Here is a 13,540-nt window from a genome sequence, read left to right as displayed (position 1 = left end):
GGCAGACTCCGGCGAATGGCACGCCACACGACGTTCCGATATCGCCTCGAACCGACGGTCGAGCAGCGATCGGTCCTGTCGCGGCATGCCGGCGCTGCGCGGTTTGCGTACAACCATTGCCTGGCCGGGGTGAAAACAGGCATGGACAAGCGCAGTCGAGATCCGGCTGTGAAAGTCCCGTGGTCAGGATTCGACCAGATCAACGCGTTCAATACGTTCAAGCGGTCTGAGCGGGCCGGACGGATGATCGCAGTGGATACGGCCGGTACAGCCGAGGTTGTAGAAATAGGATTGACCTGGCGAACGGCGGTTTGCCAGCAAGTGTTCGAGGAAGCCGCAGTAGACCTCGGCCATGGCCTGGCCGCATGGGCGACGGCCCAGTCCGGTACCGGCAACAAGGTCGGTTTTCCTCGGTTCAAGAAGAAGTTCGGGAAGCGATCGTTTCGTCTGCGCAACAAGTACACCAGCGCCAATCGGCCTCCGATCCGAGTCGGTGCGGACACCACACCGCGGTCGGTGCGGTTGCCCGGGATCGGGGTAGTGGGGGTATCCGAGGACACCAGGCCGTTGCGGCGAATGCTTGCGAAGAACCGGGCGAAGATCGTGTCCGCGACCGTCGTCGAGAAGGTCGGCCGGTGGTCGGTCTCACTGACTGTCGAAGCCTGCGACCGGCACGTCGCATTCAGGCATCCGGCTCGTGGCCACAACGATGCTGGTGGTTGGGTCGGGGTCGACCGGGGTTTGTCGGCATTGATCGTCGCGGCTACGGCCGACGGCAGCGAGGTGGCGCGGGTTGTCGGCCGGCCCGCTCGCCTTGCAGCCGGGACACGAAAGCAGCGGCAGCTGGCTCGGGATGTGAATCGCCGGGTGAAAGGATCACACCGCCGTCGAAAAGCTGTCGCGTGCCTTGCACAGCATCATCGCCGTGTCCGCAATACGCGCGTCCACGCGCTGCATCAGGTGTCACATGATCTGGTCAAAACCCACGACCGAATTGTGTTGGAGAACCTGAACATCGACGGGATGCGTCGCAACCGCCACCTCGCACGTGCGATCAGTGACGCTGGATGGGGTGAGTTCGCCCGCCAAGTCCAATACAAGCAACAGTGGTACGGCGGGCAGGTATTGATCGCCGACCGGTGGTTTGCCTCCAGTAAGACCTGCTCGGGCTGTGGATCTCGTGTAGCGGCATTGTCGCTGGCCCAGCGGGTTTTTACCTGCACCGATTGCAAGCACAGTCTTGATCGCGATCTCAACGCCGCGGTCAATCTCGCCGCCTGGGGCGAAAGACAACACCAGGCTCGGGAGCCCGAAGCGCGAGCCCCGGTTATCAATGTCCGTGGACGGGAAGGCTCTGGCCGACACTCTGGTGTCGGTGAAACCAGCCCGGAAGAAGCGGAAACCGACACTGACCCGGCATCAGCCGCGTAAGCGAGGACGTCCGAGAAGGACGGTGCCAGGAATCACCACCGTGATTCTCGGACACGCTGGAACAGCGTAGAACGTCGTAAGGATTGTGTGGGCCGTCACCCTGCCGGGGAGCTCTTGATCAGCCATTCGTACGGGTGCGCTAGCCTGCATGAATGGTCGTCGTCGCTCTCCTGTTGTTCGCGCTGGCCGCGGTCGCGATTGTGACCGGCGTGCTCGGACTGCTCGGCAAACTGCCCCGCAACCGCTTCCTCGGTGTCACCACCGAAGCCGCGCTGCACAGTGACGACAATTTCCGCATCGCCAACCGCATCGCCGCCCCCACCTCCGTCGGCGCGGGTGCTCTGCTGTTCGCCGGCGGACTGGTCGTGCTGGTCGCCGGTGGTCTCGCGAGCGTCGGCGTAGCCGCACTCGTCGCGGTCATCGCCATCTTCACCCTCGGCGCAGGCGCCAACGCCGCCGCCCGCACAGTAGAACCCCTCCTCCCGCCCGCCCCCGTCGGCGGCTGCGGCTCCTCCTGCGGCGGCTGCTCCCTCCGCGACACCTGCGCCCCCGCCAACTAACCCTCTAGCGGCAGGGTCCTGCGTTCCGGTACAACAGGAGGCAGGACCTTGATCGGGGGGAATTGTGAAGGTTGTTGGGGCTGGGCTTGTTCTTGCGCTGATCGGGGCGATCACTACCGGCTATTCGGCGACCGCGGGGATCGTGCTGATTGTCGTCGGGGCGGTCGCTGTGGTGGTCGGTGGCGTTCTCGCCTTTCGCGATCCCGGAGGTTCTCGGAAGTCGAAGCGGTGGTGGGCCGCGGGGTCGACCGCGGGCGGGGTCAGCTGGTTCGGTGACGGCGGCGGGCAGTCGCACGGCGGCGGTGGGGGAAACAGCGGCAGCGGCGGGCACGGTGGCGGCGGTTGTAGCGGTGGCTGCGGAGGCGGCGGGTGTGGGGGTGGCGGCGGCGAATGATCGCTGACCGCACCCTCGACAGTGGTTGAACCACAAGGGGATTGCAAGGACGCGCGGTTACGGTCGGCCTCGACATACCGAAGGTAGGGCTCGTGCGTCTCAGCAATGTCGCCGCCACTGTTCTCGCCTTCTTGTCGGAGGGCTCGGCGTGGTGGGAATCGTGGCCTAGGTAATTCGGTGTCGCCGGTCTGCGGCGGCGCTCATCTCGGGGGAGGAACCATGGTCTTTGTCGTGGCGTTCATCGTCGCTGTAGTCGGGCTGTTGCTCGGCGGTGGTATCGGAGCAGTGCTGCTGGCGACCACGATCGTGCTGGTGCTGTTCGGGCTCGTCATGCTCGGTGCCACACCGGAAGCCAGAACCGAACGCGACGCGGCCGCGGTTCGTCGGGCGCGTCGGCGTGCGACGTCGGGGCAGGTGCGGCGTGCGACGAGCCGGAGACGGTCGGCGTGGTCGAGTGGAGGTGGCCGCAGTGATTCGTCGAGCGGTGACTATTCGTCGACCAGTGGTGATTGACGGTCGCAGCTGCGACATCGTTTTGCACGGAAAGCATTCGGGTACAACGTAGTAACAACTGATCTGGGGGGAATCATGAAGGTATTCGGGCTCGGACTGGCACTGTTCTTCGTCGGATTGTTCATCGGCGCATTCGAACCGGTGCTCGGTGTGCTGGTCATCTTGGTCTCGGTGGGCTTCATCGCGACCGGTTGTGTCCAGCTCAACCGCGCGTCCGGACATCGACAGACGCACTCCGGCGGCCGCCGCGATCGGGGTTGGGCCGCGGGCGGAGCCGCTGCTGCGGGCACGTACGGCTCCGGCGACAGCGGTAGTAGCGGAAGCAGTTGCGGCGGCGGAGGCGGCGGCGGTTGTGGTGGGGGCGGCGGCGGGGGCTGCTGACCGAGCGTTCTCACCGCTGGTCGACCGCAAGGGGATTGCAAGAACGCGCGGTTACGGTCGGCCTCGACATACCGATCCAGGTAGGGGGTCCCCATGAACTTCATCGATGTGATCGCCACGTTGCTCGCGATCGTCGTAGTCGCGGTATTTGCCGTTCTGGTCATCGGAGGTCCGGTGGTGATCATCGGGATGATCATTCGGGCGACCGATACCCCGGCCGACAGGACCAGGCGCGCGCAGCGGGCCGCGAATCTACAGCGGGCGCGCACCCACTCGCGGGCACGGCGCTCGGGCTCGAGTGGCTGGAGCTCCACTGACAGCAGCTGGTCCAGCGGCAGCGCCTGGTCGGCGAGCAGCGACTCCGGATCCAGCAGCGGCAGCAGTTGCGGCGGCGGCAGTAGCAGCAGTTGCGGTGGGGGAAGTAGCTGCGGTGGGGGAAGTAGCAGTAGTTGCGGCGGCGGAAGTAGCTGCTGATATCTGAACGGACAATCTTCATGCTCTACGCTGCGGGAATTCTGGTAGCTCTGGTCGGGCTGATCGCCGCCGGCCATTCGCCGCTGGCCGGCCTCGGCCTGCTGGGCTTCGCGGTGACACTGCTGACGATCGGCGGTGTGCTGAGTTTCCGGAATTCGCGCCGCTTGCGGTCGAAATACCAGCGTCTGCGGATCGATACCGGCGGCAAGGCCGGTCGACGAGGGATCGACGACGCGGACTCGCTGAGCGCGACCTACGGCGGCGGCGACTGAGGACTGGTTGCCGCGTCGGGCTGCCTGAAAGCGAATTGCAAGGACCAGCGATTACGGTCGGTCCAGACATACCCGGTCGCACCACGCGATCGACATTCGCAGGAGGTTTCCGATGGCAGCTACGCGTTCTGACTTGCGGGGGAGCAGGGAGTACATGGCCGGGGCGCTGGTGCTGCTGATTGTCGGGCTGATCTCCGCGGCATACGGATGGATGTTCACGGCGGCGATCCTGTTCGGCTCGCTGGTGTTCTTCGTCATGGGCGTCACCCGGATCGTGCTGCGGCCGAAGCGGGGCACCGGTGGCGCTGCGCGCAGGTCGGGATGGCTTGCCGCGGGGAGTGCCGGTGCCGGGTTCGCCGGGACCGGTGATGGTGGCAGCGGGGGTAGTTGTGGTGGCGGGAGTGGGTGCGGCGGCGGGGGCGGCTGTGGTGGCGGCGGCGGGTGCTGAACCGCGGATGACCGGGACCTGGTGGAGGGGGCCGGGTCCCGGTCGTGGTGACCCGGCCGGTGGCCGGGTCGGGTTCCGTTGTCGAAGGGTTACCGCAGGTCGACGAGGGCGGCGTGGACGGCGTGCCCGGCGGCGGGATCGCCGACCGTGATGCGAGCGCTGCCGTCCGGGTAGGCCTTCGCTTTGATACCGGCGCGGCGCAGGGCGGTGGCCACGCCGGGTCCGGGTAGGTAGAGGAAGTTCGCGTGACTGGGCGGTACGTCGATTCCGCAGGCGCGCAGAGTGATTCGCAGGCTGTCGCGTTCGCGGTTGATGCGGTCGACCCGGTCGCGGAGTTCCGTGCCCGCCGCGTAGGCGGCGCGCACCGCGGCGATGGACGCGGTGGGAGTGCCGAAGGGCAACTGCTGGTGGCGGATTCGTTCGATCAGTTTTCCGCGGCCCACGCAGTAGCCGATCCGCAGCCCGGCCAGTCCGTACGCCTTCGAGAAGGTCCGCAGGATCAACAGATTCGGGTGACGGTGCAGCAGGGTGTGGATATCGAGACGGTCCGCCGGATCGAGGAATTCGACGTAGGCCTCGTCGAGGAGCACCGGTACGCGGTGCGGTATCGCGGCGAGGAAGGAGCGCACCGCCGTCGCGTCGAGGACGGTGCCGGTGGGATTGTGCGGGCGGCACAGCACGACCAGGCAGGTGCGCCGGTTCACCGAGCGGCGCATGGCGGTCAGATCCTGATTGCCGCCGGAGTCGAGGGGGATCGGGACAAGGGTCATCCCGGCCATCTCGGCCATGATCGGGTAGCCGTCGAAAGTGGGTGTGCCGGTGAGAAGTTCACCGGTGCCGAGCGCCCGCATCACCTGCATGGCGACACCGGTGGCCCCCGCGCCGACCACCACATCGTCGGGCGAGACCCCGAGGTGGTCGGCGATCACCCGCGGCAGTTCCTCCGGCAGGAACTCCGGATACCGGTTGGCCTGGGTGAGCGCGGCATTCACCGCTGCCAGCACGGAGGGCAGTGGGGGAAAGGGGTTCTCGCTGAGACCGAGGTCGAACAGCGTGGGTGTCGCCGTGGCATGGAACCGACGGGAGGGGATCGTCGGTTCCACCAGCCGCACAGTCATCGCGCCGCGCCCCAGCGAATAGCCGCCGCACCGGCGAAATCACCCGCGTGCGCGAACGCCGACAGCAGAACCACCGACCCGTTGCGCAACCGGCCTGCTCGGTTCTCCGCATCGAGAGTGACGGGAATGCCCGCGGCGAACAGGTTTCCGCACTGGTCGAAGGTATCGGGATGGCGTTCGGCGGGCAGCTCCAGCGCGTCGTGCCAGTTGCGCAGGAACAGCCGGTTCGGCTGATTGGTGACGAAGGTGTCGATATCGCTGCTCTTCACCCCGATCCGTTTGCAGACCTCCAGCGCCACCTCCGGCACCAGCCGATTGCCACGCGCGAACACCTTGGTGATCTTGGATTCGGAGAAGCTCACGCAGCCCTGGCCCTCGCCCGGCTCCCAGTACTTGCGCGGACCATTCGTGGAAAAGTCCATGTCACCGGCGAATTCAGGATAGGTGCGGGTTTCGATATCGAGGATCGGGCCCGAATCATCCTTGCGCAGCAGGCCGATTCCGCACCCGTCGCCCGGCACCGGCGCCTGCGCCAATTTCCGGATATCGGGCTGGGTGAACACCGGGCCCGCACAATTCTGCGCGGCGACGATCAGCGCGGTCTTCGCCTCGCTGGTGGCCATCATCATCCGGGCCATCGCCATCATCTGGACGAACGCGGCGCACCCGCTGTTGTGCACATCGAGTACCTGCGACGGACGAGCGCCGAGCCGGCGAGCCAGTTCGGGGCCCGCGCCGAGCACCGGATTGTCGGGCAGTTGGGTGTGGGTGATGATGATGTCGATCTCGGACGCGAGGTCGGCGCCGTGGCGTTCGCGCAGCTGGGCGAAAGCCTGCTCGGCCATGTCGACGGCGGTTTCGTCGCGGCCGATGTGATGACGGCCGGTCGGCGAACGGAACATCACGTTCTTCGCCATCCGCTCCGAGCGGGAGAACTGGGTGAAGTAGTCGGTCGGGACGGGGTCGCCGGGCAGATAGCTCGCGACGTCGATCAGACTCACCTGCGGCATGTTCACTGCATCCACTCCGGCTTGATCGGCAGCCCGTTGGCCGCGCGGTATTCACAAATGGCTTTGAGGTTGTCCAGCTCGAGCTGGTGTCCGGCGGAGAACATCTCCCAGAAGTCGCCCACCCAGACGGGCCGCTTCGGCGGCGCGGTTTCGGGGTAGCCGTTCTCGTCGTAGAAGGGGTGCTTGCAGTTGATCCACGTCACCACCGAGCCGGGTTTGTTGAACACCACCTGGGCGTCGACCACCCGCATCAGGTAGATCATCCAGAGGTGCTCGGACTGGTCCCACGCGCAGTGATAGTCGACGGTCATCGCGTCGGAATGGGCGACGGTGCGGGTGAAACACTTGGTCGCGTCACCGAGACGGTCGTAGGACAGCCACAGGCCGGGCTCCTCGGTTTCGGTGAATCCGCGCAGGCTGTAGGTCCATTCCTCGAGCGAGCGGGTGTCGGCGAGGTATTCGTAGACCTCACGCGGGGGAGCCGCGATGTAGGTCTGCACGGGGCAGTAGTCGCCGAAGATCTGGTCGTGCGGATACACCGATCTCAGCATGTCCATGATGATCGGCGTTGTGGTCTCGCGGTCGGAGTTCTCGATGCGGAGGACGCCGGGCACCACCTCCTCGGGGATGTCGGACAGGGCAGGCAGGGCGCTGGTGGTCACGGTGTGCTCCTGGATGATTCGAGGGCTGACAGAAAGGGGAGGAAAGGCGGGACTTCGTCGGGGTCGCAGAGGATTTCGAGGAACGACGGCCCGGTGGCGGCGAAGCTGAGATCCAGTGCGCCGGACAATCGGGGGGCGTCGGAGACGGTGCGGGCGGGCAGCCCGGGGAACATGGCGGCGATGCCCGCTCCCAGATGTGACGGCTGAAAACGGTTGAAGCTGTAGCGGTCCCGGTAGTAGAGCTGTTCACGGGTGACGCACATGGCGTGCGCGTTGTTGTTGAACACCACGAAGGTGATGGGCAGGTCGTGTTCGATCGCGGTGTGGATTTCCATGCCGTGCATGAAGAACGAGCCGTCACCGGCGATGACGACGGTGCGGTGCGGGCCGTCGGGCGCGTCGCGGCGGGCGAACGCGGATCCGATACCCGCACCGAACGCGTAGCCCATTCCGCCCATCCCGAGTGCGACCGTGAAACGTCCGCGCTCGGGTACCCGTAGGTAATGCACCACTGAAGCGCCGGTGTTACCCGCGTCGGCGAAAATGTCGGCGCCGTCGGGCAGCGCGCGCTGGATCGCCTCGACGACGGTGCGATAGCGCAGGCCGGGTCCCGCCGCTGCGGGGACGGGCATCGGCGTGAGCTCGGCGGAACCCCGGCTCGTTGTGGCCCCCGCTCCGATGTCGGCCAGCAGCGTCGCGATGGTTTGCGCGAGGTCCGCGCTGGTGGCGTGGGTGGCCGCGAGGTACGGCGCATGTGCGCCGATGCTGAGGACCGGCAGGTCGGCGAGGGCCGCGTCGAGCCCCGCGCGGGCAGTGACCGGGAGGCGGGTGCCGACGAGCAGGCAGGCGCTGGCCGCCGACAGGGCTTCGACCAGCTCGGCATGGCCCATGCTGCCCGCCACACCGCAGTAGCCGGGACCGGTGTTGGAGTACACGTCCTTGGCATCGGGGGCCACACCGATGGCGGCATCGAGTGTGGCGACCAGTTCGGCGAGTTCCGCACGGGCATCGTCGCGGGCGACCTGATCACCGGCGATGATCACCACTTTCCCGGTGCGCTGGGCGTTGGTGAGTTCGGTCGCGATCGTGTGCGGCGACGTCGCTGCCGGCGAAATCGGCGAGGCGCGATCTGGCCGTACTCCGTCGGATGGGGTCACAACGGCGTCGAACTGTCGCGCGACGATGACATCCGGCATCAGTTGCTGCTGAACATCTTTCGGTATCAGCAGCACCGCCGGTCCACCACTCTCCGCGGCTGTGATCGCCGCGGCGAGCTGTGCGGGCAGCTCGAGCGGATCGGTCACCCGAGCGCAGTACTTGCTGATCGTCGCGAACAACGCAGCCGCGTCGATGGATTCGGACAAGCCGCTCGAATCCTGAAACGCGCCGAGACCTTCCAGGCTGGTCGGCGGCTGTCCGATCAACGCCAGCACCGGCACCCGGGATGTGAACGATTCGGCAAGTCCGGCAACGAGATTCACCGCACCACCGCCGGACGTGGCGGCCACGACACCCAGCCCGCCGGTGCTGCGCGCATATCCGTCGGCCATGGTCGCCGCGGAGAACTCGTGCTTGGCGACGATGCCGGCCGGTGCGCCGTCCGCCTCGAAGATCGCGTCGTAGAGGTCCTCGATATTGGCGCCGTCGACGCCGAAGATCTGGGTGATTCCCCGGTCGGCTACCGTTCGTACCAGGTAGTCCACCACTCTGTCCGGCATCGGACCTCCTTCTCCGCGACGAAATGTGACGCTGTGGTGCACCGCGTCTGATGGGGTTACGAGGCGCGCCGAGGGGGAGTTCAGAGGGTGGGTGAAAACCACCCCTTGTGTGTACGTACACATATACGTATAGTGGGTTCATGCCCAACAAGACGATCTACGTAGCCGACGACGATCTCCCCGTGTTCCAGCGGGCGCAGGAGCTCGTCGGCGGAAACCTCTCCAGCACCGTGGTCAGCGCGCTGCGCAGGCTCATCGAACTGGAGGAAGGTCGTGAGGCCGGCTTCGAAGAGGTTGTCCTGCAGGTGGGTCGCGACGGTGTCCGGCAGGTGCGCTTCCAGGGCGTGCTGCTGGGTGAATGGCGCGATGTCGGCGACAAGCGGGTGCTGCACCAGCAGGTCTACCGCAGCCGCAAGGGCAAGCTCGTGCTCCACACGCACTCGGCGCTGTGGTCGGAATACCCGACCGGGGACGCCGCGGGCGACATGAAGGACTGGAAGTACTGGCGCCGTATGTTCGGCATCGGTGACCGGCCGTGGGACTGGGGCGACTACGAGTACGAGATCCTCGACGACCTGAAAGCCCTGAAGGATCGCGTGCCCGACAAGCTCTATCGCAAGGTCGAGGACATCACCGCGCACCCGCAGATCGAGGAACTCGACATCTAGCTCCGTCCTCGGACGAACAACCGCACACCGCACACATCAACCGCAGCCCCTGGGGGCTGTGTCGATAACTCATGCACTTATTCGCAGCAATGAATGTAATCCTGTGGAAAGGGACGATCATGGTCAACTCGGCCATCACCGCACGCGGTCTCCAAAAGGCCTACGGCGACAAAACAGTTCTCGACGGCATCGACATCACCGTCGCCGAGGGCACCGTGTTCTCGTTGCTCGGCCCCAACGGCGCGGGCAAGACCACCACCGTGCAGATCCTCACCACACTGATCGCCGCCGACGGCGGCGAGTGCACCGTGGGCGGCCATGATGTGGCGACCGACCGAGGCGGGGTGCGCGAGCTGATCGGCGTCACGGGGCAGTTCGCCGCGGTCGACGAGCTACTGACCGGCCGGGAGAACCTGCACATGATGGGGGATCTGAACCATCTGCCGCGCCGCGAGACCCGCACGCTCGCCGACGAATTGCTGCGACGTTTCGACCTGGTCGAGGCAGCCGACAAGCCCGCGAGCACCTACTCCGGCGGTATGACCCGCAGGCTCGATCTGGCGATGACGCTGGTCGGCAATCCGCGGGTGATCTTCCTCGACGAACCGACCACCGGCCTCGATCCGCGCAGCCGCCGCTCCATCTGGGAGATCATCCGCGGCCTGGTCGACGATCTCGGCGTTACCGTCTTCCTCACCACCCAGTACCTCGAGGAGGCCGACCAACTGGCCGATCGCATCGCGGTGCTCGACAACGGCCGGATCGTCGCGGAAGGCACTGCGGCAGAACTGAAGCGCCTGATCCCCGGCGGCCATATCCGCATCGACTTCACCGATCAGCCCGATGTGGACGCCGCTCAGCGCGCGTTCGGCTCGACGGCGAAGGTGGTCGAGGGCACCGACGGGCTGACCCTCGCCGTGCCCAGCGACGGCGGCGTGCGTTCCCTGCGTGCCGTCCTCGACCTCCTCGACGCCGAAAACATCGAAGCGGGCGGCATTTCCGTGCACACCCCCAACCTCGACGACGTCTTCCTCACCCTCACCGGCCGCGCCACCATCGAGCAGGAGTCTCTGCGATGACCACTCAGATCAAGTCCAAGTCCTACGCCGTCGCCGACACCATGACGATGCTGCGGCGCAACATGATTCACGTCAAGCGCTATCCCAGCATGACGTTCAGCATCATCATCATGCCGATCGTGCTGATGCTGGTGTTCAAATACGTCTTCGGCGGGGCGCTCGAGAAGTCCTCGGGCGGTAGCTATATCGACTATCTGGCGCCCGGCATGATGCTGCTGTTGCCCGCCTACCTGACGGTGTCGGTAGCGGTCTCGATCGCCACCGACGCGAGCAAGGGCATCGTGAATCGCTTTCGGGTGATGGCGATCTCGCAGTCGTCGGTGCTCACCGGGCATGTGCTCGGAGCGCTCATCCAGGCGATGGCGGGTGTTGTCGCGATGACCGCCGTCGCGATGCTGGTCGGCTTCCGGCCGAACGCGAACGTCGTGGAGTGGGTCGGCGCGTTCGGGCTGCTCGCCCTGGTGACCTTCGCCTTCACCTGGCTCGCCATCGCGCTCGGCCTGCTCTCGCCCACCCCCGAAAGTGCCAGCAACGCACCGTTTCCCATCGTGCTGCTGCCCTTCCTCGGCAGTGGTCTGGTCGCCACCGACACGATGCCGGTCGGCATGCGTCAGTTCGCCGAATACCAGCCCTTCACCCCGATCACCGAGACGCTGCGCGGACTGCTGATGGGTACCGAGATCGGCGCCAACGGCTGGGTCTCGCTGGTCTGGTGCGCGGTCATCGCCGGCGGCGGCTTCCTGTGGTCGAAGTCGATCTTCCGCAAGCAAGCGAAGTAGCCTGTCGCGCACACGGTCCGGTCTCCCCCGCGGAGACCGGACCGTGTCGCGTTCAGACCTGGGCGACCAAGACCGTCCGGCCGGAATCGACGGACGTGATCTCCACTGTGCTGATCGAATCCGGCGGGGCGTCGATGGTGCGATCCACCGTCAGCTCGGTGCCGGGGCCCGCGGGCCACCGGTCGAGTTCGAAGCGCTGCTCACCCGCGGTCACCACCAGCCCGTAGGTGCGGGTGTAGCCGGAGCCGTAGGCGCTCGGCGCGTAGCTGCAGGTCATCACCAGGCGTGTGCGGTCACCGTCGCGCACCAGCTTCACCTGCGCGCTCACCGGCGTCTGCTCCACGGCCTGCATCTGCTGCTCCGCGACGATCTGCTCGGTCGGCGTCTCCGAGCGCGCCACGGTGACGGTCACCGGAATCGCGATCGCCACCGCTGCCGCGGCAGCCGCCACCGCGCTGCCGATACTCGTCCAGCGCCGCCGCCGCCTGCGCCGTTCGGCCGCCGCGGCCAGCGACGGGAGCAGATCGGGGACCTGTGACGGAGCCGGCTCGGGCGAGGCGATCATCGACAGTGCGGTATCGCGGTCGACCAGGGCGAGCATGCCCGGCAGCCCGGACAGCTCGGCGACGGCCTGCTGGCAGGGCGCGCAACCGAGCAGATGCGCCTCGTATTCGCGCCGCTCGGCGGCGCCGAGCGAACCGAGGACATAGGCCGCGTCCCAGGTGCTGTACTCGTCGGCGAGGTCGGTCATCGGTTCGTCACCCCCATCTCCTGTAGCGCGAGTCGCATGGCGCGCATGCCGTAGTGCAAGCGCGATTTCACGGTCCCCGGCGGGATGCCCAGCTCGTCGGCGATCTGGGCCATGCCGAGGCCGCGATAGTAGGCCCGCACGATCACCTCGCGATGATCCGGGCTGAGCGTGCTGAGCGCGTCGGCGACCAGCCAGCCGTCGAGCGCCCGATCCGATTGGTCGGGGCTCACCTGCTCGGGTGGGTTGTCGGTGCCGAACTCGCGGCGGTGCCTGGCACTGCGATGCTCGTCGACCGCGAGATTACGAGCCACGGTGAACAACCAGGCGCGCGGTGAGGTCTCGGTCTGCTCCAGCACGGCCGGGCGTTGCCAGGCGCGCAGCAGAGTCTCCTGCACGATGTCCTCGGCTCGGCCGGGATCGCGTACCAAGCCGAGGGTGAAACGCCACAGCGCGGGTGCGTGCTCGGCATAGAGCGCGCGCATCAGTTCGTCGCGACCATCGTTCATCGGCGGCCCTGGTCACTGCTCGTCGAAATTCATATGTCACTCCTGCTCGTGTGAAGGAGTAACGGGATCAGTTGCGTTCGAGTTCAATCGGGTGTGTCGCCAGCAGGGCCAGCGGCAACGGCTGACGGCGCAAGACCGCGGACCACAGGTCGTGGCGGTCGGTGGCGATCGGATCCGACGGCAGCGCCGAGACCACGATCCAATCGTCGTTGTCGAGTTCGCCGTCGAGCTGGCCCATCGACCAGCCCGCGTAGCCGGCGAAGATCCGGATCCTGTCCAGGAGCGGTCCGATCTCGGCGGGATCGGCGTCCAGATCGACCAGCACCACCCGGCCGTCGACCCGGCGCAGGCCGCGGATGTCGGAGATGTCGACGCCGGCGCGCAGCACCCCCAGGCACAGCGCCGCATCGCGTTTGACCGGGCCGCCGATGTAGAGATCGGTCGGGGTGGCGGCCAGGTCCGCCCAGGCGGGCAGCACATCCACGACCGGGGTCTCACTCGGCCGGTTCAGCACCACGCCGAGGCTGCCCGCGTCGTTGTGCTCGATCACATACACGACGGTGCGCCGGAAAGTAGGTTCCACCAGGTCTGTCGCGGACACCAGCAGATTGCCCGCGCGGACGTTCACCGCCGGCTGACCGCGCCGCCGATCGTCGCCGTGCCCGTCGCGAGTCCGGCGCTCGTCCGGGTCGTCTCCGCCTGCCACCGAGCCATCATCGCATTGGAGCGGCGGTGCGCGCTTCCCGCGCAGCGGATCGGAACCGGAATTTCTTCGT

The 13,540-nt window shown here is 66.7% G+C and carries 16 protein-coding genes; 9 read left to right on the top strand and 7 right to left on the bottom strand.

From position 1 onward, the window contains the following. Window positions 1-15 precede the first annotated feature (15 nt). The 6 genes from ACWDXS_RS16545 to ACWDXS_RS16520 all read left to right on the top strand — a co-directional run bounded on the left by ACWDXS_RS16545 (window position 16) and on the right by ACWDXS_RS16520 (window position 4,473). A complete protein-coding gene (locus ACWDXS_RS16545; protein ID WP_449966493.1) occupies window positions 16-1,431 on the top strand; it encodes an RNA-guided endonuclease InsQ/TnpB family protein in 1,416 nt (471 codons plus the stop codon). A gap of 152 nt (window positions 1,432-1,583) precedes the next feature. Continuing rightward, complete coding sequence (locus ACWDXS_RS16540; protein WP_378989233.1) at window positions 1,584-1,991, top strand: SdpI family protein; 408 nt, start codon at window positions 1,584-1,586, stop codon at window positions 1,989-1,991. 613 nt (window positions 1,992-2,604) lie between these two features. Then, on the top strand, window positions 2,605-2,898 hold the full coding sequence (locus tag ACWDXS_RS16535; RefSeq protein WP_378989232.1) for a hypothetical protein: 294 nt from the start codon (window positions 2,605-2,607) through the stop codon (window positions 2,896-2,898). A gap of 75 nt (window positions 2,899-2,973) precedes the next feature. Further along, window positions 2,974-3,279 carry a hypothetical protein gene (locus ACWDXS_RS16530; protein ID WP_449966488.1) on the top strand — a complete coding sequence of 102 codons (306 nt, stop codon included), beginning with the start codon at window positions 2,974-2,976 and terminating at the stop codon, window positions 3,277-3,279. 494 nt (window positions 3,280-3,773) lie between these two features. Next, window positions 3,774-4,025 (top strand): hypothetical protein, encoded by a 252-nt coding sequence (locus tag ACWDXS_RS16525; protein WP_378989230.1) that lies wholly within the window; start codon window positions 3,774-3,776, stop codon window positions 4,023-4,025. A gap of 112 nt (window positions 4,026-4,137) precedes the next feature. Next, a complete protein-coding gene (locus ACWDXS_RS16520) occupies window positions 4,138-4,473 on the top strand; it encodes a hypothetical protein (protein ID WP_378989229.1) in 336 nt (111 codons plus the stop codon). 89 nt (window positions 4,474-4,562) lie between these two features. Here ACWDXS_RS16520 and ACWDXS_RS16515 read toward each other — a convergent pair whose 3' ends face one another. From ACWDXS_RS16515 to ACWDXS_RS16500, 4 genes are read right to left on the bottom strand one after another with little or no spacing between them, the layout of a single operon-like run. Beyond that, on the bottom strand, window positions 4,563-5,591 hold the full coding sequence (locus tag ACWDXS_RS16515; RefSeq protein ID WP_449966483.1) for an aminotransferase class I/II-fold pyridoxal phosphate-dependent enzyme: 1,029 nt from the start codon (window positions 5,589-5,591) through the stop codon (window positions 4,563-4,565). Further along, complete coding sequence (locus ACWDXS_RS16510; RefSeq protein WP_387446181.1) at window positions 5,588-6,601, bottom strand: 3-oxoacyl-ACP synthase III family protein; 1,014 nt, start codon at window positions 6,599-6,601, stop codon at window positions 5,588-5,590. Before ACWDXS_RS16510 ends, ACWDXS_RS16515 begins: the two co-directional genes overlap by 4 nt. Before the next feature lie 2 nt (window positions 6,602-6,603). Beyond that, window positions 6,604-7,263: an SRPBCC family protein gene (locus tag ACWDXS_RS16505; RefSeq protein WP_449966480.1), complete on the bottom strand. Its 660-nt coding sequence runs from the start codon at window positions 7,261-7,263 to the stop codon at window positions 6,604-6,606. Then, window positions 7,260-8,981, bottom strand: coding sequence for a thiamine pyrophosphate-binding protein (locus ACWDXS_RS16500; protein WP_449966477.1), 1,722 nt, complete (start codon window positions 8,979-8,981; stop codon window positions 7,260-7,262). Before ACWDXS_RS16500 ends, ACWDXS_RS16505 begins: the two co-directional genes overlap by 4 nt. Before the next feature lie 140 nt (window positions 8,982-9,121). On the opposite strand from ACWDXS_RS16500, the gene ACWDXS_RS16495 reads away from it, so the two are divergent. From ACWDXS_RS16495 to ACWDXS_RS16485, 3 genes are all read left to right on the top strand, one after another. Continuing rightward, on the top strand, window positions 9,122-9,649 hold the full coding sequence (locus ACWDXS_RS16495) for an EXLDI protein (RefSeq protein WP_378989225.1): 528 nt from the start codon (window positions 9,122-9,124) through the stop codon (window positions 9,647-9,649). 119 nt (window positions 9,650-9,768) lie between these two features. Beyond that, on the top strand, window positions 9,769-10,728 hold the full coding sequence (locus ACWDXS_RS16490; protein ID WP_378989224.1) for an ATP-binding cassette domain-containing protein: 960 nt from the start codon (window positions 9,769-9,771) through the stop codon (window positions 10,726-10,728). Further along, window positions 10,725-11,507: an ABC transporter permease gene (locus ACWDXS_RS16485; RefSeq protein WP_378989223.1), complete on the top strand. Its 783-nt coding sequence runs from the start codon at window positions 10,725-10,727 to the stop codon at window positions 11,505-11,507. The genes ACWDXS_RS16490 and ACWDXS_RS16485 overlap by 4 nt, the downstream gene beginning before the upstream one ends. A 52-nt stretch (window positions 11,508-11,559) precedes the next feature. On the opposite strand, the gene ACWDXS_RS16480 is transcribed toward ACWDXS_RS16485, so the two are convergent. From ACWDXS_RS16480 to ACWDXS_RS16470, 3 genes are all read right to left on the bottom strand, one after another. Continuing rightward, entirely contained in the window at window positions 11,560-12,258 is a 699-nt protein-coding gene (locus ACWDXS_RS16480) for an anti-sigma factor family protein (protein ID WP_387446119.1), read from the bottom strand. After that, window positions 12,255-12,764, bottom strand: coding sequence for a sigma-70 family RNA polymerase sigma factor (locus ACWDXS_RS16475; protein WP_067455024.1), 510 nt, complete (start codon window positions 12,762-12,764; stop codon window positions 12,255-12,257). Before ACWDXS_RS16475 ends, ACWDXS_RS16480 begins: the two co-directional genes overlap by 4 nt. A gap of 67 nt (window positions 12,765-12,831) precedes the next feature. Continuing rightward, the gene (locus ACWDXS_RS16470; protein ID WP_449966470.1) at window positions 12,832-13,470 is read right to left on the bottom strand and encodes a YqgE/AlgH family protein; all 639 of its coding nucleotides are present in this window, start codon (window positions 13,468-13,470) and stop codon (window positions 12,832-12,834) included. Window positions 13,471-13,540: the final 70 nt, after the last annotated feature.

Source organism: Nocardia sp. NPDC003183, from assembly GCF_053590715.1.
This window is presented reverse-complemented; position numbering and strand designations above follow the sequence as displayed.

Bases quoted from the DNA above. Each gene is read 5' to 3' on its own strand.
- ACWDXS_RS16530 (WP_449966488.1), top strand. From the start codon at position 2,974: ATGAAGGTATTCGGGCTCGGACTGGCACTGTTCTTCGTCGGATTGTTC.
- ACWDXS_RS16535 (WP_378989232.1), top strand. From the start codon at position 2,605: ATGGTCTTTGTCGTGGCGTTCATCGTCGCTGTAGTCGGGCTGTTGCTC.
- ACWDXS_RS16515 (WP_449966483.1), bottom strand. From the start codon at position 5,591: ATGACTGTGCGGCTGGTGGAACCGACGATCCCCTCCCGTCGGTTCCAT.
- ACWDXS_RS16520 (WP_378989229.1), top strand. From the start codon at position 4,138: ATGGCAGCTACGCGTTCTGACTTGCGGGGGAGCAGGGAGTACATGGCC.
- ACWDXS_RS16490 (WP_378989224.1), top strand. From the start codon at position 9,769: ATGGTCAACTCGGCCATCACCGCACGCGGTCTCCAAAAGGCCTACGGC.
- ACWDXS_RS16540 (WP_378989233.1), top strand. From the start codon at position 1,584: ATGGTCGTCGTCGCTCTCCTGTTGTTCGCGCTGGCCGCGGTCGCGATT.
- ACWDXS_RS16495 (WP_378989225.1), top strand. From the start codon at position 9,122: ATGCCCAACAAGACGATCTACGTAGCCGACGACGATCTCCCCGTGTTC.
- ACWDXS_RS16510 (WP_387446181.1), bottom strand. From the start codon at position 6,601: ATGCCGCAGGTGAGTCTGATCGACGTCGCGAGCTATCTGCCCGGCGAC.
- ACWDXS_RS16485 (WP_378989223.1), top strand. From the start codon at position 10,725: ATGACCACTCAGATCAAGTCCAAGTCCTACGCCGTCGCCGACACCATG.
- ACWDXS_RS16475 (WP_067455024.1), bottom strand. From the start codon at position 12,764: ATGAACGATGGTCGCGACGAACTGATGCGCGCGCTCTATGCCGAGCAC.
- ACWDXS_RS16525 (WP_378989230.1), top strand. From the start codon at position 3,774: ATGCTCTACGCTGCGGGAATTCTGGTAGCTCTGGTCGGGCTGATCGCC.
- ACWDXS_RS16480 (WP_387446119.1), bottom strand. From the start codon at position 12,258: ATGACCGACCTCGCCGACGAGTACAGCACCTGGGACGCGGCCTATGTC.
- ACWDXS_RS16500 (WP_449966477.1), bottom strand. From the start codon at position 8,981: ATGCCGGACAGAGTGGTGGACTACCTGGTACGAACGGTAGCCGACCGG.
- ACWDXS_RS16545 (WP_449966493.1), top strand. From the start codon at position 16: ATGGCACGCCACACGACGTTCCGATATCGCCTCGAACCGACGGTCGAG.